At 69.8% G+C, this 21,534-nt stretch carries 18 protein-coding genes; 15 read left to right on the top strand and 3 right to left on the bottom strand.

Annotation, left to right across the window (positions count from 1 at the left end):
• Window positions 1–3 precede the first annotated feature (3 nt).
• The 5 genes from AAID08_RS24110 (at window position 4) to arsH (ending at window position 3,908) form a co-directional block, all read left to right on the top strand.
• The gene (locus AAID08_RS24110; RefSeq protein ID WP_372414235.1) at window positions 4–1,110 is read left to right on the top strand and encodes an acyltransferase family protein; all 1,107 of its coding nucleotides are present in this window, start codon (window positions 4–6) and stop codon (window positions 1,108–1,110) included.
• A 74-nt stretch (window positions 1,111–1,184) separates the two neighbouring features.
• A complete protein-coding gene (locus tag AAID08_RS24115) occupies window positions 1,185–1,511 on the top strand; it encodes an ArsR/SmtB family transcription factor (RefSeq protein WP_395756978.1) in 327 nt (108 codons plus the stop codon).
• 15 nt (window positions 1,512–1,526) lie between these two features.
• The gene (locus tag AAID08_RS24120) at window positions 1,527–2,027 is read left to right on the top strand and encodes an arsenate reductase ArsC (RefSeq protein WP_395756979.1); all 501 of its coding nucleotides are present in this window, start codon (window positions 1,527–1,529) and stop codon (window positions 2,025–2,027) included.
• 4 nt (window positions 2,028–2,031) lie between these two features.
• The gene (gene arsB, locus AAID08_RS24125) at window positions 2,032–3,111 is read left to right on the top strand and encodes an ACR3 family arsenite efflux transporter (RefSeq protein WP_395756980.1); all 1,080 of its coding nucleotides are present in this window, start codon (window positions 2,032–2,034) and stop codon (window positions 3,109–3,111) included.
• A 68-nt stretch (window positions 3,112–3,179) separates the two neighbouring features.
• A complete protein-coding gene (gene arsH, locus AAID08_RS24130; protein WP_175142656.1) occupies window positions 3,180–3,908 on the top strand; it encodes an arsenical resistance protein ArsH in 729 nt (242 codons plus the stop codon).
• A 63-nt stretch (window positions 3,909–3,971) separates the two neighbouring features.
• On the opposite strand, the gene AAID08_RS24135 is transcribed toward arsH, so the two are convergent.
• Window positions 3,972–7,331, bottom strand: a complete 3,360-nt coding sequence (locus tag AAID08_RS24135; protein WP_395756981.1) for an ATP-binding protein — start codon at window positions 7,329–7,331, stop codon at window positions 3,972–3,974.
• A gap of 318 nt (window positions 7,332–7,649) precedes the next feature.
• Here AAID08_RS24135 and AAID08_RS24140 point away from each other — a divergent pair, with 318 nt between their 5' ends.
• The 3 genes from AAID08_RS24140 (at window position 7,650) to AAID08_RS24150 (ending at window position 9,883) form a co-directional block, all read left to right on the top strand.
• Window positions 7,650–8,168: a sigma-70 family RNA polymerase sigma factor gene (locus AAID08_RS24140; RefSeq protein WP_054500778.1), complete on the top strand. Its 519-nt coding sequence runs from the start codon at window positions 7,650–7,652 to the stop codon at window positions 8,166–8,168.
• A 2-nt stretch (window positions 8,169–8,170) separates the two neighbouring features.
• Window positions 8,171–8,923 carry an anti-sigma factor family protein gene (locus tag AAID08_RS24145; RefSeq protein WP_395756982.1) on the top strand — a complete coding sequence of 251 codons (753 nt, stop codon included), beginning with the start codon at window positions 8,171–8,173 and terminating at the stop codon, window positions 8,921–8,923.
• A gap of 192 nt (window positions 8,924–9,115) precedes the next feature.
• Window positions 9,116–9,883: an alpha/beta fold hydrolase gene (locus tag AAID08_RS24150; RefSeq protein ID WP_054500776.1), complete on the top strand. Its 768-nt coding sequence runs from the start codon at window positions 9,116–9,118 to the stop codon at window positions 9,881–9,883.
• Between the two features lie 21 nt (window positions 9,884–9,904).
• Here the strand turns inward: AAID08_RS24150 and dsbG are convergent, their stop codons facing one another.
• Complete coding sequence (gene dsbG, locus AAID08_RS24155) at window positions 9,905–10,675, bottom strand: thiol:disulfide interchange protein DsbG (protein WP_054500775.1); 771 nt, start codon at window positions 10,673–10,675, stop codon at window positions 9,905–9,907.
• 280 nt (window positions 10,676–10,955) lie between these two features.
• Here dsbG and AAID08_RS24160 point away from each other — a divergent pair, with 280 nt between their 5' ends.
• Window positions 10,956–11,885 carry a DMT family transporter gene (locus tag AAID08_RS24160; protein ID WP_064525841.1) on the top strand — a complete coding sequence of 310 codons (930 nt, stop codon included), beginning with the start codon at window positions 10,956–10,958 and terminating at the stop codon, window positions 11,883–11,885.
• 103 nt (window positions 11,886–11,988) lie between these two features.
• Window positions 11,989–13,371 carry an MmgE/PrpD family protein gene (locus tag AAID08_RS24165; protein WP_395756983.1) on the top strand — a complete coding sequence of 461 codons (1,383 nt, stop codon included), beginning with the start codon at window positions 11,989–11,991 and terminating at the stop codon, window positions 13,369–13,371.
• A 16-nt stretch (window positions 13,372–13,387) separates the two neighbouring features.
• Here AAID08_RS24165 and AAID08_RS24170 read toward each other — a convergent pair whose 3' ends face one another.
• The gene (locus AAID08_RS24170) at window positions 13,388–14,080 is read right to left on the bottom strand and encodes an IclR family transcriptional regulator (protein WP_054500772.1); all 693 of its coding nucleotides are present in this window, start codon (window positions 14,078–14,080) and stop codon (window positions 13,388–13,390) included.
• A gap of 197 nt (window positions 14,081–14,277) precedes the next feature.
• Between AAID08_RS24170 and AAID08_RS24175 the strand changes: the two genes are divergently transcribed.
• From AAID08_RS24175 to AAID08_RS24195, 5 genes are all read left to right on the top strand, one after another.
• On the top strand, window positions 14,278–15,720 hold the full coding sequence (locus AAID08_RS24175) for an FAD-binding oxidoreductase (RefSeq protein WP_395756984.1): 1,443 nt from the start codon (window positions 14,278–14,280) through the stop codon (window positions 15,718–15,720).
• 18 nt (window positions 15,721–15,738) lie between these two features.
• Window positions 15,739–17,103: an adenylosuccinate lyase gene (gene purB / locus AAID08_RS24180; protein ID WP_116793716.1), complete on the top strand. Its 1,365-nt coding sequence runs from the start codon at window positions 15,739–15,741 to the stop codon at window positions 17,101–17,103.
• A gap of 39 nt (window positions 17,104–17,142) precedes the next feature.
• Window positions 17,143–18,147 carry a tripartite tricarboxylate transporter substrate binding protein gene (locus AAID08_RS24185; RefSeq protein ID WP_054500769.1) on the top strand — a complete coding sequence of 335 codons (1,005 nt, stop codon included), beginning with the start codon at window positions 17,143–17,145 and terminating at the stop codon, window positions 18,145–18,147.
• 149 nt (window positions 18,148–18,296) lie between these two features.
• Window positions 18,297–19,160, top strand: a complete 864-nt coding sequence (locus AAID08_RS24190) for a sulfurtransferase (protein WP_395756985.1) — start codon at window positions 18,297–18,299, stop codon at window positions 19,158–19,160.
• Between the two features lie 7 nt (window positions 19,161–19,167).
• Window positions 19,168–21,504, top strand: a complete 2,337-nt coding sequence (locus AAID08_RS24195; protein ID WP_395756986.1) for a molybdopterin guanine dinucleotide-containing S/N-oxide reductase — start codon at window positions 19,168–19,170, stop codon at window positions 21,502–21,504.
• Window positions 21,505–21,534: the final 30 nt, after the last annotated feature.

Consider the following 21,534-nt stretch of genomic DNA (forward strand, 5'->3'; position numbering starts at 1 on the left):
AGCATGAACGCCGCCCCCCGCGATGACGCCATCGACATGCTGCGCGGCCTGTCGATCCTGCTGGTGCTGCTGCATCATTTCAACATCGCCTATCCGCTGCGCGACACGGCGCTGGCCGGCGTTATCGGCTGGCCGCTGCTGCACGCCATCGCGCGCAATGGCAACTACGGGGTGACGATCTTCTTTGTCATCTCGGGGTTCCTGATCACCCGCAATGCGCTCGAGCGCTGGGGCAGCTTGAACGCCATCCGGCCTGCCTCGTTCTGGCGCTTGCGACTGGCGCGGATCGTGCCCACGCTGGCGCTGACGCTGCTGGCCGTCGATGCGCTGGCGCTGGCCGGCCTGCCACTGTTCGCCAACCGCGCAGGCAGCGCGGTGTCGCTCTGGACCGCCAACGCCGCCGCCCTCGGCGCCTGGATGAACGTGCTGGTCATCCGCGAAGGATGGATCAACTACGCGCTGGGCGTGATGTGGTCGCTGTCGGTGGAGATGGCCTTCTACCTGCTGTTTCCGCTGGCCTGCGCGTGGCTGCGGCCTGGCGCGGGGTTGCGGACGCTGGCCGCGCTGCTGATCGTGGCAGGCCCGCTCTATCGCCTCGCCAACCAGGGCGAGAGCGAGGCGTACCTCTACGGCTATCTGGCCTGCTTCGACGCCATCGCCATCGGCTGCTGCGCCGCGGTGCTGTGGCAACGGCAGGCGATGCCGGCGTTGCGGCAGCCCTGGGTTCGTCCGCTTGCCGGCTTCGCCATGGCCGCGCTCTACCTCGCGTGGCCGATCAGCCAGAGCAACGTCCTGGGCGCCAGCGCAATGGCGCTGGGCTCAGCCGTGCTGCTGCTCGGCCGACCCATGACGCCCCCGCCTTCGCCCGGCCTGGCACGACGCCTGCTGGCGCGCTGCGGCCGCGACTGCTACGAGATCTACCTGCTGCATCTGCTCGTGCTGGGCCTGCTGCGCACCTGGCTGCCGCCCGCGCAATATCCGGGGGATGCCAGGCTCGGCCTGCTGCTGGCGTGCGTCATCGGCTCGTGCCTGCTGGGCGCGCTGGTGTCGCTCGGCTATTCCACACCTCTGAATCGCGGGCTGCGACGGTGGTTCGGCGCGGCGCGCTAAGCGCGCCGGATACCGGCCGCATCGCGCCGGAAAAAAAATCCACAATGATTCAATAATCGTTGTATTATCGAATCATGAATGAAGACCAAGCCATCTCCGCCCTCGGCGCCCTCGCCCACGCCCAGCGCCTGCGCACCTTCCGCGCGCTGGTCGTGGCCGGCCTGCCAGGCCTTACCCCCAGCGTGCTCGCGGAGCAATTGGGCATCGCCCGCAATGCGCTCTCGTTCCACCTGAAGGCGCTGGCGCACGCCGGCCTGGTCACGGTCGAACAACAGGGCCGCAACCTGATCTACCGCGCCGACTACTCGCGCATGAATGGCCTGCTCGGCTATCTCACCGAACACTGCTGCCAGGGCGCCCCCTGCGACCTCACCGATCCCGGCGCCTGCACTACCTGCTGACCAGGAGTTATCCCCATGTCATCCGTTCCGTTCAACGTGCTGTTTCTCTGCACCGGCAATTCCGCCCGCTCGATCCTGGCCGAAGGCCTGCTCAGAGGCCTGGGCGGGGAGCGCTTCCGCGCCTACTCCGCGGGCAGCGCGCCCAAGGGCGAGGTCCATCCGCTCGCGCTCGCCACGCTCCAGGCCTATTCGCTGCCGGCCGACGGCTACCGCAGCAAGCCCTGGGATGAATTCGCGGGCCCCGGCGCGCCGACGATGGACTTCATCATCACCGTCTGCGACAACGCCGCCGGCGAAGCCTGCCCCATCTGGCCGGGCCGTCCGGCCACGGCGCACTGGGGCGTTCCCGACCCCGCGGCCGAGACCGGCGACGAGGCGCGCCGCCTGAAGGCCTTCCACGACGCCGCGCGCACGCTCAAGCGCCGCATCGAACTGTTCCTGTCCCTGCCGCTGGACAAGCTCGACGCCCTGTCGCTGCAGGCCGAGCTGCGCGGCATCGGCGCCTCGCGGGAGTAAAGCCATGTCGCTTTCCAGACAGCAGGCGGCCGTCCGGCGGCCGCCCGCGGGGCTGAGTGTTTTCGAGCGCTATCTCACGCTCTGGGTCGTGCTCTGCATCGTGCTGGGCATCGCGCTCGGGCAACTCATGCCGTCCCTGTTCCAGGCCATCGGCCGGCTCGAGGTCGCCCAGGTCAATCTGCCGGTGGGATTGCTGATCTGGGTGATGATCATCCCGATGCTGCTCAAGGTCGACTTCGGCGCGATGCGCCAGGTTGGCCGCCACTGGCGCGGCATCGGCGTGACGCTGTTCATCAACTGGGCGGTCAAGCCGTTCTCGATGGCGTTGCTGGGCTGGGTCTTCATCCGCCAGGTGTTCGCGCCGTGGCTGCCGGCCGACCAGCTCGACAGCTACATCGCCGGCCTGATCCTGCTGGCCGCGGCCCCCTGCACCGCCATGGTGTTCGTCTGGAGCCGGCTGACCGGCGGCGACGCGACGTTCACGCTGTCGCAGGTCGCGCTCAACGACGCCATCATGGTGTTCGCCTTCGCGCCCGTGGTCGGCCTGCTGCTGGGCCTGTCGGCCATCACCGTGCCGTGGGACACGCTGCTGGTGTCGGTGGGCTTGTACATCGTCATTCCGGTCATCCTCGCGCAGTTGTGGCGCCGCGCGCTGCAACGGCGCGGCCAGGCGGCCTTCGACGCGGCCCTGGCCCGGATCGCGCCGTTCTCCATGGCGGCGCTGCTGCTGACGCTGGTGCTGCTGTTCGCCTTTCAGGGCGGCGCGATCCTGGCCCAGCCGCTGGTGATCGCCATGCTGGCGGTGCCGATCCTGATCCAGGTGCTGTTCAATTCGGGCCTGGCGTACTGGCTGAACCGCCGCGTCGGCGAACGCCACGAGATCGCCGGCCCGTCGGCCCTGATCGGCGCGTCCAACTTCTTCGAGCTTGCCGTGGCGGCCGCGATCAGCCTGTTCGGCTTCCAGTCCGGCGCGGCGCTGGCCACGGTGGTGGGCGTGCTGATCGAGGTGCCGGTAATGCTGCTGGTGGTGCGCGTGGTCAACCAGAGCAAGGGCTGGTACGACGCCGGCCCCCGACGGCGCTGAGCCATGGCTGGCGTTGCCCACACCGCGGCGCCCACACTGAGATTCCACCACGCATCACGAGGCATTGCATGCATTCCAAGCCGCACTCCGATCTTCCCAACCTCGACGCCGCGCGGTTCGAGGCGCCGGACCGGGCGCGCCTGTTGACGCCCGAACGCGCCGCCCATGCGCCGCGATTCCTGCTGCTGTACGGCTCTTTGCGCGAGCGCTCCTACAGCCGCCTGGTGGCCGAGGAAGCCGCGCGGCTGCTGCGCGCGCTGGGCGGCGAGACCCGCCTGTTCGACCCCTCCGGGCTGCCGCTGGTCGATGACGCCGGCAGCGAAGACCACCCCAAGGTGCGGGAACTGCACGCGCTGGTCCAGTGGGCCGAGGGCATGGTCTGGTGCTCGCCCGAGCGCCACGGCGCCATGACCGGCCTGATGAAGACGCAGATCGACTGGATTCCGCTGTCGGTCGGCGCCGTGCGGCCGACCCAGGGCAAGACGCTCGCCGTCATGCAGGTATCCGGCGGCTCGCAGTCCTTCAACGCGGTGAACCAGATGCGCATCCTGGGCCGCTGGATGCGCATGCTGACCATCCCCAACCAATCGTCGGTCGCCAAGGCCTACCAGGAGTTCGACGAGGCTGGCCGCATGAAGCCTTCTCCGTACTATGACCGCATCGTCGACGTGGTCGAAGAACTGATGAAGTTCACGCTGCTCACCCGCGACGCCTCGCCGTACCTGACGGACCGCTATAGCGAGCGCAAGGAAAGCGCGCAGGCGCTGTCGGCGCGAATGAGGCAATCGTCGATCTGACAGGCCGCCCGCGCGGCCGCCCAGCGCTCGCGCAGGGCGTCAATAACCCGCGCGGCATGCCGCCTAGCGCGCGCGGTCGCCCGGTTCCGCCGCCCGTGCGCGCTGTTGCGACAAGGCAATCAGCATGCGCTCCAGGACGGAAAAATCAACCGGCTTGACCAGGTGGTGATCGAAACCCGCCTCCTGCGAACGGCGCCGGTCTTCGTCCTGCCCCCAGCCCGTCATGGCAATCAGCGCAATGTCCTGCCCCGCCGGGCCTGCGCGCACGCGCCGCGCCACCTCATAGCCATCGATGTCCGGCATGCCGATGTCCACCAGCATGACGTGCGGCGCAAAATCGACCAGCATGGCGAGCGCTTCGGCCCCGTTGCGCGCGATCCGGACCTGCGCGCCAAAGCTCTCGAGCACCATGGCCGTCGTATCCCCGGAATCGGGATTGTCGTCCACCACCAGGATCCGGCCCGGCGCACGCCCTGGCGTGTCCGCGCCGTCCGTTTGCGGCAACGCCTGCGACGCGCCGCCCTGAACGGGCAGGCGAACCACGATTTCGCTGCCCGTTCCCGGCCCCGCGCTATGGGCCTGCACGCTGCCGCCGTGCAAGGCCACCAAGCGCGCCACCAGCGTCAGGCCGACGCCCAGCCCCCCGGATCCGCGACGCCCATCGACCTGGACGAACGGTTCGAAGACGCGCGTCAGCATGTCCACGGGAATGCCGCGGCCATTATCGCGGACCGACAGGACGAACTTGCCCCGGCCATCGCACGCCCCACTCAGGGTGATGTGGCCGCCACGGTCGGTATATTTGGCCGCGTTGTTGAGCAGATTGGAAACCACCTGCGTCAGGCGCACCGCATCGGCCTCGGCCATCACCGGCTCGGCGGGCAGCGTCACGCTGAGCGCGTGCCCGGCCGCGTCGATCACGCCGCGGCTCGCTTCCAGGGCATTGCGCAGCAGCGCCACCAGGTCCACGGGAGCCTTTCGCAGCAGTATCTTGCCGCTGTTGATGCGGGCGATATCCAGCAGGTCATCGACCAGCCTTGCGATGTGGCTGACCTGGCGCGCCAGCATCTCATGGATGCGCCGGACATCCGCTTCGCCGGCGCGCGCGCGCAGCAACAGTTGCAATCCGTTGTGCAGGGGCGCCAACGGATTGCGCAACTCATGGGCCAGCATGGCAAGGAATTCGTCCTTGCGCTCGTTGGCGTCGCGCAGCGCCGCCTGGGTTTCCTGCCGCAGCAACGACAAGCGCAAATGCGCGCCCACGCGCGCTCGCAGTTCGGCCGGCGAGAACGGCTTGACGAGGTAGTCGTCGGCCCCGGCGTCCATCCCCTCGACACGCGCTTCCTGGCCGGCGCGCGCCGATAACAGGATCACCGGCACCGTGCGCGTTCGCGCATCGCTGCGCAACGCCTGCAACAGCGTCAGGCCGTCCATGCCCGGCATCATGATGTCGGTGATGACCAGGTCGGGCGGAACCTGCCGCGCATCGCGCAACGCCGTCTGGCCGTCGGCGGCGATCGTCAGGTCATAGTCCTGCGCCAACAGGCCGCGCAGGTATTCGCGCAGATCGGCGTTGTCATCGACGCAGAGTATGCGTGGGCGGTCGCCCGTTGCCACGGACACGGACAACGGGGATGCGTTGGCCAGCCAGCGCGACGCCTCCTGACGCGCCTGGAGGGCCGCGCGGCCCAGGCGCGGCCCTTGTGGCTCCCGCGGCTCGCCTGGCTGATGTGGCCCGCCCGGCTCATGCGACCGTTCGCCGGCCGCGCTCGGCGCCTGCCTCTTGGGCAGCGTGACGATGAACCGGCTACCGACACCGGGCTCGCTCTCGACGGTGATGACCCCGCCCTGCAGCTTCACCAATTCGTGCACCAGCGCCAGGCCGATGCCCGACCCCTCATGGCTTCTGGCGGCGGAGCTGTGCCCCCGCTGAAAGCGCTGGAAGATTCTGGCCAGATCGGCCTGCTCGATGCCGACGCCGGTATCGCGCACGGACAGCACGACCTCGTTCCCGCCATCGCGCAAGGTCACGTCAATCGCGCCCCGCAAGGTGTACTTGAACGCGTTGGACAGCAGGTTCAACACGATCCGCTCGTACCAGTCGCGGTCGACGTAGACCTCGGGCAGCGCGTCGCACTGCACCGACAGTGTGAGGCCGGCGCCCTCGATCGCGGATCGGAATGCGCTGGCGTGATCGAGGGTGGCGCGCGCCAGGTCGGTCGGCTCGAGGCGCGCGACCATGCCCCCGCCTTCGATGCGCGAGAAGTCCAGCAGCGAATTCACCAGCTTCTGCAGCCGCAGCGCATTGCGGAACAGCAACTCGAGCGTCTCGTGGCCGAGGCTTGCCCGCGGCTCGGCCAAAGCCTGTTCCAACGGGCCCAGGATCAACGTGAGTGGCGTGCGGAATTCGTGGCTGACGTTCGAGAAAAAGGTCGTCTTGGCCCGATCCAGCTCCGCCAGCGCCTCGGCGCGCCGGGCCTCCTCTTCATAGGCGACGGCGCTGGCGATGGCGCTGGCCGAATGCCGGGCGACGAGGTCGAAAAAATCGCGGTACGCGCCGTCCAGCGGCCGACGCGCGCTGACCCCGAGCACCATGATGCCGGAGACCGAGCCGTCCGCCGTCCAGCGGATCGGCAAAATGCGCGCCCATTCGGCCCGATCGGGCCAGGGGCCGCCAGGCAGGGCCAGCGCCCGGGACGCCAGCTCGACGGTCTGCGGCTCGCCCGTGCTGGCAACCTGCTCCAGCGGCCAATGGGCGGCGGCGCGCGCCTGGCCGTCCGCGCCGGTGGCGGACAGCAGCTCGAAGGCCGAATCGCCGCAACGGTAGATCAGGCAGAACGGCACGTCGCGCGGATTGCGGGCCAACACGTCGCAGATGCGGCGCGCGGTGGCCGCCGGCCCCGCGGTCGGCGGCTGCGCGCCCAGTTCGCGCAGGATCTCCAGGCGCCGCGCGCTGACAATCTTTTCGGTGGTCTCCGTGCAGGGGCAGAAAATTCCCTGGACGGTCACGCCATCGGTCGCCAGGATCGGACCGTAGGTGAAGGTGACGTAGACCTCTTCCCGCGGCAAGTGGCGATCGAAATAGAATTCCTGGTCATAGGACCACGTTGCCTGGCCGCTGCGATACACCCCGGCCAGCATGGGCCCGATTTCAGGCCAGATTTCACGCCAGCATTCCTGGCCCGGCCGCGCCAGCGCGCCAGGATGCTTGCTGGCGCCCAGGAAAGGAATATAGGCATCGTTGTACAGAATGCTGAAGTCTTCGCCCCACCACAACAGAATGGGGAAACGCGAACTCAGACACAGGCTCAACGCCGTGCGCAGGTTCTGCGGCCAGTGCTCGGGCGGTCCGATCGAGGTCGAGTGCCAATCCAGCCGCGCCAGATGCCGCGCGACCTCGCCGTGGTCCGGCAGGAAATTCAAACTCGTGTCGGGTAGCAAGGAGTCTCGCATGAAATAGGAGAAGGCCGCCGCGCGGCGGCCGCCGCAGTCTGTTCCGCACGCTTCGATGGTATCGCAGCACGATGCAAAATGAGCGCAAAGTCGTGAGTAGCCGTAACTGTCCTTGCCCGACTGCACAGCGGGGCCGGCGCGCGGCGCCAGCAGGCGATACGGCCCTGGGCGCGGAATACGAGTTCCCCCGACGAGCGGTGCAAATGTAATATCCCCGCCAAGGCCGGGAATAAACCCGACCGTCAGTCGTCTTACGGCAACCCTGTACCGTGAAAGGCTTGTTTCCCCATGACTGGCGGCTTTACCGACGATGATCTGCGCGAGGCGCTGCCGCGGCTGCGCCGCTTCGCGTTGTCGCTGACCCACGACGTGGCCAACGCCGACGACCTGGTGCAGTCGTGCATGGAGCGCGCGCTGTCGCGGGCCGCCGGCCGCCGCGCCGACGGCGACCTGCGGGCCTGGCTGTTCTCGATCATGTACCGGTGTTTCCTGGACGGCCAGCGGCGCGGCAAGCGTTACGCCCGCATCCTCGACTTCTTCAGCGGCGCGCCCGAGCCGGTGGCGCCGTCCGCCGAGGACGTCGCCCTGGCCCGCGCCGCGCTGGGCGACCTGGCGCGCCTGTCGGCCGACCAGCAGAGCCTGCTGCTGCTGGTGTCGGTGGAGGGCATGGGCTACCAGGAGGCCGCCGACGTGCTCGATATCCCCATCGGTACGGTAATGTCCCGGCTGTCGCGGGCGCGCAAGGCGCTGCGCGAGATCACGGAAGGCCATGTGGCCGCCAAGCCCGCCCTGCGATTGATGAAATGACCATGCCGACTCCCAGCGATCAAGAACTGCATGCCTACGCCGACGGCCAACTCGATACCGAGCGCCGCCGCGAGGTCGAGCGCTATCTGGCCGACCATCCGGACGCCGCGCGCGAGGTCGACGCGATCCGGCGGCAGACCGACGAACTACGCCGCCAGCATGCCGACCTGGGCCGCTTCGCGCCGCCGCCCCGGCTGGACCCGGCGCGGATCCGCCTGGCCCAGGCGGCGCGCCGGCGCCGCGCCATGGCGCTGGCGGCCTCGCTGGTGCTGACGCTGGGGCTGGGCAGCGTGGGCGGCTGGCAGATCCGCGACGCCGCCCTCCGCGCCAGCTACCTGCCGATGGCCGACGCGGTGCAGGCCTATCGCATGTTCGCCTCGGACGCGGCGTCATCGATGGTCGACTTCCGTTCCAGCCAGCCGGCCGAATTGCAGGCCTGGCTGAACCGGCACTTCGTGCAGCCGGCGCCGTTGCCCGACTTCAACGCCTTCGGCTTCCAGCCGGTGGGCGCACGCCTGATGTCCTCGGAGTGTGGGCCGGCGGCGATGGTGCTCTACCAGAACCCGGCCGGCGAGTCGGTGCTGTACTACGTGCGTCCGCCCGGCGGCGTGGTCAATTTCGGCGACGGCAAGCGGCGCGACGGCGACCTGACGGCGCAGTACTGGAAACAGGGGCGCTACTTCTACGGCGTGGTCAGCCCGAGCGACACGCCAGCCGCGCGCGCGGTGCAGCAGGCGGTCGCGCCGGACGCCTGAGCCGGCCAACCCAAGCCGCCGCGCCAGGCCCGCGCTCCCGCCGCCCCGAACCGGGCGGCTTTTTCTTTTTCATGTCCCGGGAATAAGCCCGAGGCCGGTTCGTCTTACGGCGGACAGGCAGACGTCGGCGACATCGCGCCGGACGCCCCAGGCCTGCATGCCCCTTGTCGACCGAGAACCGAAGGACATCCCATGAAGATCAAGCATTCCCTCATCGCCGCCGCCTTTGCCCTGGCCGGCGCCGGCCTCGCCCACGCCGCGTCCGCCGCCGAGGCCGCCCCCATCCGCAACGTCGTGCTGGTGCATGGCGCCTACGCCGACGGCTCGAGCTGGTCGGCCGTGATCGAGCGCCTGCAGAAGGCCGGCCTGCACGTGACCGCGGTGCAGAATCCGCTGACCTCGCTGGCCGACGATGCCGCCGCCACGCAACGCGCCCTGGCGCTGCAGGACGGCCCGACGATCCTGGTGGGCCACTCGTGGGCCGGCACGGTGATCAGCCAGGCCGGCAATGATCCCAAGGTGGCCGGGCTGGTGTACGTGGCGGCGCGCGCGCCCGACGCCGGCGAGGACTACGGCGCGCTGGCCGCCCGGTTCCCCACTCCGCCCGCCAGCGCGGGGCTGGTCAAGTCGGGCGGCTACGCGCAGTTGAACGAACAAGCCTTCCTGCATGATTTCGCCGGCGACCTCGACCCGGTCCAGGCACGCGTGCTGTATGCCGAACAGGGCCGCATCTCGGACACGTTGTTCGCCTCGCGCACCACCGAGGCCGCCTGGCGCCACAAGCCGACGTGGTACGCGGTCTCGACCAACGACCGCACCACTTCGCCCGAGCTGGAACGCTTTCTGGCCAAGCGCATGAACGCCCACACCATCGAGCTGGCGTCGGGCCACCTGTCGCTGTTGTCGCATCCCGACGAGATCGCCGACCTGATCCTGCAGGCCGCCGGCCGCAAGGGCTGAACCAGACAGGCCCGGCCCGCGTCAGCGCGGGCCGAACACCTCTGCCAGCTTGCCGGCCTGCGGCATGCCGTTGTACTTCTTGAGCGCCCCGGCGTCGTCGCGCACGACGATGCCGGGCGTGCCGCGAAAGCCCAGCGACACCATCAACGCCTGGTTGTCGTCGAGTATCTTGCCGATGTTCTCGGGCACGCTCTTGGCGGGGGTGATGCCGCCCGCGTTGAACTTGTGCTCGTTCTCGAGCAAGGCGGCCGTAGGATCGGCGGCGCCCAGGATGGCGGCGGCCTTGGCCGGGCTGTCCTGGCGGATGACGCCCACCATCACATGGCGCAATTGCACCTTGCCTGAATCGACCCATGGCCGCGCCGCCTCCCAGAACTTGTGGCAATAGGGGCAATTGGCGTCGCTGAAGGTATAGATGATGCGCGGCGCATCTTTCTTGCCGTCCAGCACCCAGGTCGATTTCTCGAGCTGCGCCCAGGCCTGCTCGCCCATCGGCTTGCTGACCAGCGCTTCCAGCTTGGCGTCGTCGAGCGGCTTGCCCTCGGCGTCCAGGCGGGCGCCGACAATGGCGTTGCCATCGCGGGTGACGTAGATCGCCACCGGCTGGTCGCCCGCCACGCCGGCGAACGCGCGCAGGTCGCCGCCGACCTTGAACTCTTCCACGACGCGCAGTCCGCGCGCCTCCAGCGCCTTGAGCACGGCGGGCCGATCCTGGGCGGCCAGGGCGCCGGCGGCGGCCAGCAGGGCCGCCAGGGCAAAAAGGAAACGGCTGGGCGCATGCGGACGGATCATGGGTACTCCTGGGCTTTTCAGAACAGTGCCAAAGGCGCCAATGATACCGGCAGCGTTGTCATCCACGCGTACAGGGCTACGGGAACAACCCGGCCTGCTGCAGGCGCCAGCGCGGGCGCGGCGGCGCGACAGGCGGCCAGGGGCTGGCGGACACGCAAGCAGCCCGCGGGCTGCCAGCTAAAATCCCGCCTGCGATCGGCCGGCCCCCCGCCGAGTCGACGTATTCCCCCTGCCCCTGTGGCGCCGCGCGCGACTCCTGCCGCCAGACTTAGAAAGAGACATGAAAAATACATTGATGGCCACGCACCTGCGACTGGTCGGCATGGCGGCGCTGTGGGGCGCCTCGTGGTCCTGGGGCAAGGTCGTGGCCCAATCGATGGCGCCGCTGGCAGCGGCCAGCCTGCGGTTCCTGCTGGCCAGCGTGGCGCTGGTGCTGTGGATGCACCGCGCCTCGGCGCTGCGCGGCCTGAAGTCGTTGACGCGCAATCAATGGCTTGGCCTGGCCGCCGCCGCGCTGGCCGGTGTGTTCGGCTACTCCAGTTTCTTCATGCTGAGCCTGCAACTGGTGCCGGCTGGCAAGGCCGCGATCGTGGTGACGCTGAACCCCGGCGCGACCCTGTTGCTGGCGGCGATCCTGTTTCGCGAGCACCTCAATGCCGCCATCCTGGCCGGCATGATCATGTCCGCCATCGGCGCGTATATCGCCATCGGCGGCGGTGGCCCGCAGGCCGCCACGGGCGCCGGCGTGGGCCTGGGTGAACTGCTGCTGCTCGGCTGCGTGGCGTGCTGGGTGGCCTACACCCTGGTCGGGCGGCTGGTGCTCAAAGGCGTGGACGCCCTGACCACCACCACCGTCACGACCGTGATCGGCGCGCTGATGCTGTTGCTGACCAGCCTGATGGTGGAAGGCGTGCCCGCCTGGGAGAAGCTGGGGCAGGCGCCGGCGAGCGCCTGGGGCAGCCTGCTGGCGTTGGCGTTTGGCGCAACCGCGATCGCCTACGCCTGGTACTTCGAGGGCGTGAAGGCGCTGGGCGCCGGCGCGGCCTCGGGCTACATCACGCTCGTGCCTGTCTTCGGCGTGCTGTTCTCTAGCCTCTGGCTGGACGAGGCCACGCCCGCGAACCTGTTCATCGGCGCCGCCCTCGCGATCTCGGGCATGGCGCTGATGCACGGCGGCCGGCGCCGTGCCGAGGCGCGGCAGCGCCGCTAGCCCGCCGCGCGACGGCCGCGCGCCGCGGCTGGCGCCACGCGGGTGGATTGACAAACGGCACAATGTTTCGTTGAATAAAATATATTCCATTCAATGAAACAACATGACCACCTCCTCCGAAAGCACCCTGGTCACCCATCTGACCGACCTGCAAAGGCGCCCGATCCCGCCCGTCACCCGCGCCCGCCTGGCGCAAGCCCTGCTCGACTGGTTCACCGCGGGCTGGTCGGCGGCGGCCACGCCCGCCGCGGACACCTACCGCCAGGTTGCCCGCGATTGCAACCCGGCCCCCGGAACGGCGCCGGTTTTCGGAGGGTTGCCGATGCACGCCAACGGCGCCGCGTTCGCCAATGCCGCCATCGCCCACGTCCGTGAGATCGACGATGCGCACCGGGCCGCGATGCTGCATCCCGGCGTGGTGTCGGTGACGCCGGCCCTGGCGCTGGCGGGCGCAGGCGGCATGACGCAACGGCAGGTGGCCGACGCCGTCATCGCCGGCTACGAGGTCTCGCTGCGGCTGGGCGAGGCGCTGGGGACGCGCCACGCGGCCGGCTTTCACGCCACGGCCACGGCCGGCGCGGTGGGCGCGGCGGCCGCGGCGGGCGTGGCCCTGCGGCTGGATGCCGCGCGGCTGCATCACGCGCTGGGCATCGGCGCCACCCAGGCCGCCGGCCTGTGGCAATTGGTGGACGACGGCGCGCACGAAGCCAAGTCGCTGCACCCCGCCTTCGCGGTACGCAACGGCATGGCCGCGGCCTACGCCGCGCGCGCCGGCCTGCCGGGCGCGCAGCGCTTCGCCAGCGGCGCGCGCGGACTGTATGCCTTGCTCGCGGGCGATGGTCCGCTGGATGCGCTCGACGGCGGCCTGGAGGCGAGCGAGCGGTTGAACACCGCCACCATCAAGGCCTGGCCGTGCTGCGCGCAACTGTTCACGCCGCTGGACGCCACCCGCGAATTGCTGGACCGGCATGCGCCGGCGCCCGACGCGATCGAATCGGTCGACGTCGAGATCTTCACCCACGCGCTCAGGATCGCCGGCGTCGATTGGCCGGCCAAGCCGGCGGAAACCTGCTTCTCGTTGCGCTACGTGGTGGCGCGCCTGCTGCTCACGGGCCGCTTGGGCATCGAGGACATGGAGACACCCGATCTGCGCGCGCCCGCCCTGCTGGCGCTGGCGCGCCGCATCACGGTGCGCACCAGCGACCAGTTCCAGCGCGACTTCCCGCGCCTGCGGCCATGCCGCGTGACACTGACGCTGAAAGACGGCCGCACGCTCAGCGCGTTGCGGCAACTGCGCCGGGGCGATCCCGAAGACCCGTATGACTGGCCGGCATTGCTGGCGCGCATGCGCGCCTTCGCGCCGGCCATGGATGACGAAACGGCCCGGGCCATCGCGGCCTGGTGCGAGGGCTTCACCGACGCGGATCGGGACTCACGGATCTGCCTGCCGCCGCCCGCCCTGTTCGGCGCCGCGCCGCGCGGCTGAAAGGCAGCCAGGCGCTTCACTCCTGCGTCGGCGGCGTCCAGGATGCGGGCGGCGCGGTGCGGAATCCCTGCTGCGCCAGTTCGTGGCGCGCAATCTCCACCGCCTTGCGCTGGGCCGCCTCGTTATGCCGCGAGGCCAGTCCCAGCACCACCAGCGCGCCCACGAAGGCGTCGTCGGCATCGAAAACCGGCACGGCCACGGACGCCATTTCGGCGACACGCTCCGAGCGGGTCATGGCATAGCCCTTTTCCTGGATGTCGCGCGCCAGCGGCGTCGTGCCGCCGGTGAAGGCGCGCAGCACGTGCGCCGACGAACCGCCGTCTTTCAGGCTGATGCGCGTGCCGACCTCGACGTGATGACGCACTTCCTTGGTGGTGTTTTCACGGTACAGGCAGATGCGGTCGTCGCCACTGCGCACGTACACGGCCACGGTCTCGCCGGTCTGCGCCACGATGTTGCGCAGCGCTGGCTGCAGGCGCGAACCCAGGTCGAAGGTATCGCGATACAGCATGCCCATGTGCAGCAACGCCGGGCCCAGCGCGTAGGTGCTGCTGTCGTAGCGATGGATCATGCGCGCCTTGATGAACACGCCCAGCAGGCGCAGCAGCGTGGCCTTGTCCAGGCCTGTGCGGTCGGCCAGGTCGCGCAGCGACAGGCGCAGATGGTCTTCGCCAAAGCACTCCAGCACGGAGATACCGCGTTCGAGCACGCCGGCGGGCGGCTTAGGGGAATTCTCGCTTGACACGGTTTCGGATGCTTCCTATAGTTTTGTTCAATAAAACGTATTTTAATCAATGAAACGAAAGACGGCTACCGGACCAGGGAAATGCCGTCCTGGTTTCAACCCAGGAGACAAGCGTGGCGCGACCCGCGAGCCTTACGCCCGCCGCCGCGCACCGTAGCATTATGCCGAATCAGATCGATGCATTCGCCGCCGCGCTGGGCGCCATCGTCGGGCCGTCCCACGTCCTGACCGGCGTGGCCGACACGGCCCGCTACACGGCGGACTGGCGCCGCAATTTCCCCGGCGTGGCACGCGCGGTGGTGCGTCCGGCCAATACGGCGGACGTCTCGCGAGTGGTGGCGCTGTGCGCCGCGCAAGGGGTGGCGGTGGTGCCGCAAGGCGGCAACACCGGCCTGGTGGGCGGCTCGACGCCCGACGCTTCGGGCCGCGAGGTGGTGCTGAGCCTGGACCGCATGATCGCCGTGCGCCGGGTCGATGCGCTGGACAACAGCATCATCCTGGAAGCCGGCTGCACCGTGCTGTCCGCCCAGCAGGCGGCCGCCGACGCCGGCCGGCTGTTCGCCCTGTCACTGGCCTCGGAAGGCAGCGCCACCATTGGCGGCGTGGTCGCCACCAACGCCGGCGGCGAACAGGTGCTGCGCTATGGCAATACCCGCGAGCTGACGCTGGGGCTGGAAGTGGTGCTGGCCGACGGCAGCGTGCTGCCGCTCCTGGGCACGCTGCGCAAAGACAACACCGGCTATGACCTGAAGCAACTGTTCATCGGCGCAGAGGGCACCCTGGGCGTGGTCACCGCGGCGGCCTTCCGGCTCTACGCCCTGCCGCGCAAGGTGGTGACCGTATGGGCCGCGGTGCCGACGCCGCAGGCGGCGGTGGAGCTGCTGGCGCGCCTGACCGACGCCGTCGGCGAGCGCGTCACGGCCTTTGAACTGATCGGCCGACAGACGCTGGAACAGGTGCTGGCGCACCCGCTGGACGGCATGCGCGATCCGCTGACCAGGCCCTCGCCCTGGGCGGTGCTGTTCGACGTCTCGGAGACCTCGGCGCGGATGGATCCCGAACCGGCGGTGGAAGGCGTGCTCGAGGCCGCGATGGAACAAGGCGGCGTGACCGACGCGGTGATCGCCGCCTCCGGCCGCCAGGCGCACGAACTGTGGGCGCTGCGCGAGCACGTGCCTGAAGCGCAGCGGCTGGACGGCCCCTCCATCAAGCACGACATTTCCGTGGCGGTGTCGCGCATCCCGGATTTCATCGCGCTCGCCGACGCACGGCTGCGGGCCCTCGTGCCAGGCATCCGCATCGTCTGCTTCGGCCACGTCGGCGATGGCAACCTGCACTACAACCAGAGCAAGCCGCTGGCGATGGACGACGCCGCCTTCCGGGCGCGAGAAGACGCCGTGCACGACATCGTGCACGAGGTCGCCGCGCAACTGGGCGGCTCGATCTCGGCCGAGCACGGCATCGGCCGCCTCAAGCAGCCCGCCTTCCTGCAATACAAGCCCGCCGTCTCGGTCGACGTGATGCAACGCCTCAAGCACGCGCTCGACCCGCGCGGCACCTTCAACCCCGGCCGGCTCCTGCCGCGCCCCGCCCATCACGCCTAAGCCTCCAGGATCCTTACCATGCCCGTTTCCGTCTTCGACATGCAGTCGCTCCAGCACCTGTGGAGCACCGATGAATTGCGCGCCATCTTCTCGGAAGAGAACCGCATCCAGCAATGGCTGGAGTTCGAGGCCGCGCTGGCCGAGGCGCAGGCCGAGCTGGGCATCATCCCGGCCGCGGCCGCCGCGCAGATCCGCGCCCAGGCCTCGGTCGCCAACATCGATATCGCCGCGATGTCGGCCGAGATACGCCGCATCAAGCATTCGCTGGTGCCGGCGCTCAAGCAACTGCAGGCGCGCTGCGGCCCCGACCACGGCGAATGGCTGCATTACGGCGCCACCACCCAGGACGTGGTCGACACCGGCGTGGCGCTGCAACTCAAGCAGGCGCACGCAGTGTTCCTGCGCGACCTTGCCGCCGTCGGGCGAGAGCTGGCGCGCCTGGCGCTCAGCCATCGCGACACGCCCATGGCCGGCCGCACGCATGGCGTGCAGGCGTTGCCCATCACGTTCGGGCACAAGTGCGCGGTATGGCTGGACGAGCTGGCGCGCCATCACGCGCGCCTGAAGGAATGCGAGACACGGGTGCTGGTCGGCATGGTGGTCGGCGCGGTCGGCAGCCAGGCCTCGCTGGGCGAACAGGCCGCCGAGGTCGAGCGCCGCACGCTGGCCAGGCTGGGCCTGGAGATGGCGCCCATCAGTTGGGCGCCGGCGCGCGACCGCTACACCGAATACGCGCTGGTGCTGGCCATGATCGGCGCCACGCTGTCGAAGATCGGCAACGAACTATTCAATATGCAGCGCAATGAATTCGCCGAAGTCGAGGAAGCCTTCTCCGAGGGCAAGCTGGGATCGTCGACCATGCCGCACAAGCGCAACCCGACCTCGGCCGAGAACCTCGCCGGCCTGTGCCGGCCGCTGCGCGCCAACGCCGCGCTGATGCTCGAAGGCATGGTGCAGGAAGGCGAGCGCGACGGCATCGCCTGGAAGATCGAATGGAAGGCGCTGCCCGAATGCTGCCTGATCGCCGGCGCCATGCTGTTCCAGGCCAGGAACCTGCTGGCCGGATTGCGCGTGGACGCCGACGCCATGGCGCTGAACCTGGACCGCATGCGCGGCTACCTGCTGTCCGAACACGTGATGCTGAACCTGTCCGAGCGCGTCGGCAAACAGACCGCGCACGAATGGATCTACGAGGCCTCGATGCACGGCATCACGCACAAGCTCGATTTCGCCCAGGCGCTGCGCCAGCACAAGGATCTGGCCAACCTGCTGGGCGAGGAAGAGATCCTGCGCCTGACCGATCCGGCGGGTTACCTGGGGCAGTGCGCCGCCTCGGTGGACAGGGTGGTGCAGCGACATCAAGCCGGCTGGCTGCGGGCCTGACGGTTCCCCCCGATAAAAAATACACAGGAGACAAACACCATGGGCATTTCCTTCGCGAGCGGCGCCATGCGCCGGCTGGGGCGGCGCGCCGCCATCGCCGCGACGCTGGGCCTGGCCGCGCTGGCCGGCGGCCAGGCGCAGGCGGCATTTCCCGAGCGTCCCATCACCCTGGTGGTGGGCTTTCCGCCGGGCGGCGGCGGCGACCTCTACGGCCGCCTGATCGCCACCGCCATGGGCAAGACGCTGGGGCAGACCGTGATCGTCGAGAATCGGCCGGGCGCGGGCGGCAACATCGCCGCCGGCCTGGTCGCCAAGGCCGCCCCGGACGGCTACACCATCCTGCTGGCGATGAGCGGCAACCTGGCCGTGTCGCCGGCGCTCAAGCCGCAGAGCCTGCCGTACAAGGTGCCGGACGACTTCGCGCCGATCGGCCTGATCCTGGAGGCGCCGCACGGCCTGTTCGTGGCCACGCCGTCGCGCTTCAAGACGGCGCGCGAAGTGATCGACGCCGCCAAGCAGCGGGAGCTGACCTTTGCCTCGACCGGCACCGGCGGCGCCGCCCACATCGGCATGGAGACCATCAAGGAACTGGGTCACCTGAAGCTGCTGCACGTGCCATACAAGGGCTCCGGCCCCGCCATCACCGACATGCTGGGCGGACAGATCGACATGTTCTTTGCCACCGCCTCGCCGCTGGTGCCGCAGGTGCAGCAGGGCCAGTTACGCGTGCTGGCGCTGACCGGCCGCCAGCGCAGCCCGATCCTGCCCGAGGTGCCGACCTTCAAGGAACTCGGCATCGACATGACCATGACGCAGTGGTATGGCCTGGCCGCGCCCGCCGGCACGCCGCCGGCGGTGGTCAAGACACTGTCAGAGCACCTGTCGCGCGCGCTGGCGGACCCCGCGGTGCAGAACACCATCCGCAAGGACGCCGCGATGGAGCGCGACCTGCCGATGGACCAGTTCAAGCAGTACATCGTCGAAGACATCGCCAACTACCGCAAAGCCGCCACGCCGGACCTGCTCAAGCAGATCGGGCAGTGACCCCGTTCCCCCCTTTCAGGATACCCACCCATGTTGAAGAACAGGACCGACACCCTCGCCAACAACCGCAAGGCCGGCGCCGCCTGCGTGTACTCGCTGCGTGCGATGGACGCGCTGGCCGCCGGCCAGGCCTGAGCGGGGAGCGACGCATGCACACCACGCTGATCTGCGCGCAGGACCTGGCCCGGGCCTTGCACGGCCCGCACCGCGAACGCATCCTGGTGCTGGACTGCGGCTTCGAATTGACCGACCCGCAGGCCGGCCGCCGTCACTACGACGCCGGCCACCTGCCGGGCGCCTTCTACGTCCACCTCGAAGACACGCTGAGCGGCCCCAAGACCGGCCGCAACGGCCGCCACCCCCTGCCCGACCGCGCCGCGCTGGCGCGGGCCCTGGCGGCGCTGGGCGTGAACCCGGACACCCAGGTGGTCGCCTACGACAACGCCGGCGGCATGTACGCGGCGCGCCTGTGGTGGCTGCTGCGCTGGATCGGCCACGAAGCCGTGGCGGTGCTGGACGGCGGCGCCGGCGCCTGGCAGGCGGCGGGCCTGCCGCTGACCACCGATGCGCCTGTCCCGCGCGCGGCAGGCGCGCTGGTCGCGCGCGACGGCCGCCAGCCAACCCTGGACTACACCGGCTTGCGCGCAGCGCTGGCCAGGCACGACCGCCTGGTGCTCGATGCCCGCGCGCCCGACCGCTACCGGGGCGAAAACGAAACCCTGGACGCGGTCGGCGGCCACATCCCCGGCGCGCGCAACCGCTTCTTCCGCGACAACCTGGGCGCCGACGGACGGTTCCTGCCGCCTGCCGCGCTGCGCGAAGCGTTCCTGGCGCGCCTGGAAGGCCGCGCGCCGGACGCGGTGGTGTGCCAATGCGGTTCGGGCGTCACCGCATGCCACAATCTATTGGCCATGGAAGTCGCCGGCCTGCCCGGCGCGGCCCTCTACCCCGGCTCGTGGAGCGAATGGAGCGCGCAGCCCGGCGCGCCCATCGCCACGGGCGCCAACCCCTGACCCGCCCATGATCGACGCCTCTTCCCAACCCGCCCGCGCCGACGACGGCCGCAAGCCCCACAGTGCGCATTGGGGCGTGTTCTCCGCGGCCTGGCGGGACGGCGTGCTGGACGTGCGGCCGCATCCGGGCGATCCGGATCCGAATCCGCTGATAGAGAACTTCACCAATGCGCTTGACCATCCCGCGCGCGTGACCACGCCGATGGTGCGGCGCGGCTGGCTCGAACGCGGACCGGGGCCGGACCCGCGCCGGGGACGCGACGACTACGTGGCGGTCAGTTGGCCCGACGTGCTGGACCTGCTGGCCGCCGAACTGCGCCGGGTGCGCGACCAGCACGGCCCGCAGGCGGTGTTCGGCGGTTCGTATGGCTGGTCCAGCGCCGGCCGCTTCCATCATGCGCAGAGCCAGGTGCACCGCTTCCTGAACACGGCGCTGGGCGGCTACGTGCGTTCGGTCAACAGCTACAGCGCCGGCGCCTCGGCGGTCATCCTGCCGCACATCCTGGGCAGCATGGACGACGTGGCGCGCCGCAACGTCACCTGGGAGCAGATCGTCGCGCACACCGACGTGGTGCTGGCCTTCGGCGGCATGGCGCTGAAGAACTCGCGCGTGGCCAGCGGCGGCATCAGCCGCCACATCGAGCGCGACTCGATGCGCCAGGCCGCGCAGCGCGGCTGCCGCTTCCTGAACATCAGTCCGCTCGCCTCCGACCTGCCGGCGGAGGCGGCGGCGCAATGGGTGCGCGCGGCGCCAGGCACCGACGTGGCCCTGATGCTGGCGCTGGTGCATGAGCTGGTGGCCAATGGCTGGCATGACCAGGCGTTCCTGCGCGACTTCTGCGAGGGCTGGGATGGCTTCGAGGATTACCTGATGGGCCGCACGGACGGCCAGGCCAAGGATCCGGCCTGGGCCGCGCCGATCTGCGGCGTGCCGGCCGCGGACATCGCGCGGATCGCGCGGTCGCTGCCGGGCAAGCGCGTGCTGGTTACCGTGTCGCATTCGCTGCAACGCGCCGAACATGGCGAACAGCCGGTCTGGATGGGCGCGGTGCTGGCCGCGGCGCTGGGACAGTTGGGGCTGCCGGGCGGGGGCTACGCCTACGCGCTGGGCACGCTGGCGCATTACGGCAAGCGCAGCAACGCGGTGCCGGTGGCTTCGCTGCCCCAGGGGGTGAACGGCGTCAAGGACTTCATCCCCGTGGCCCGCATCGCCGACATGCTGCTGCATCCCGGCGAGCCGTTCGACTACAACGGCAAGCGCATGCATTATCCGCGTATCCGGCTGGCCTATTGGGCGGGCGGCAACCCCTTCCACCACCACCAGGACCTGAAGCGCCTCGCGCGCGCCTTCGCCACGCTCGACACCTTCGTGGTGCACGAGATCGGCTGGACCGCCACCGCGCGCCACGCCGACATCGTGCTGCCCTGCACGATGACGCTGGAACGCGAGGACATCGGCGGCGCGCCCACCGACCCGCTGCTGGTGGCCATGCACCGCATTGCCGCGCCCAACGGCCAGGCGCGCGACGACTACGACATCTTCACCGACCTGGCCGAACGGCTGGGCGCGCGCGAGGCCTTCACCGAAGGCCGCGGCAGCGCCGAATGGCTGCGCCACCTGTATGAAAGAACCCGCGCGGCCCTCGAGGAAAAAGGCCTGGACGCGCCGGACTTCGATGAGTTCTGGAAGCGCGGCGAATTGACGCTGCCGCAACAGGACGACGACGGCGGCATCCTGCGCGCCTTCCGCGACGATCCCGCCGGCAAGCCGCTGCCCACGCCCAGCGGCAAAGTGCAGATCAGCTCGCCGACCATCGCCGGCTTCGGCTATGCCGACTGCCCCGGCCATCCGGCGTGGCTGGCGCCGCAAGACGCGCCGACCCCGGCGCATCCCCTGTTCCTGGTGGCCAACCAGCCCGCCACCCGCCTGCACAGCCAACTGGATTTCGGCGCTCACAGCGCCGCGCAGAAGCGCCAGGGCCGCGAGGTCTGCACCCTGCATCCCGCCGACGCCGCGGCCCGCGGCATCGCCGAGGGCGACATCGTGCGGTTGTTCAACGAACGCGGCGCCTGCCTGGCCAGCGCCACGTTGAGCGAGGCCATCATGCCCGGCGTGGCGCAGTTGCCCACCGGCGCCTGGTACGACCCGGTGCGCGACGAAGACGGCGAGGTGACGCTGTGCGGCCACGGCAATCCCAACATCCTGACGCGCGACGTCGGCACCTCGTCGCTGGCGCAGGGCTGCAGCGGCCAGTTGACGGCGGTGCAGGTGGAACGCCATGACGGCGCGCTGCCGCCGATCCGGGCGTTCGACCGACCGGGCGCGGACGGCTCGCCGCGGTGACGGCCGGGGCCCGGCCCGCGGCCGTCAGCG

Source organism: Achromobacter sp. EB05 (genome assembly GCF_044232075.1).
In the GTDB taxonomy this organism is placed as follows: domain Bacteria; phylum Pseudomonadota; class Gammaproteobacteria; order Burkholderiales; family Burkholderiaceae_B; genus Achromobacter; species Achromobacter dolens.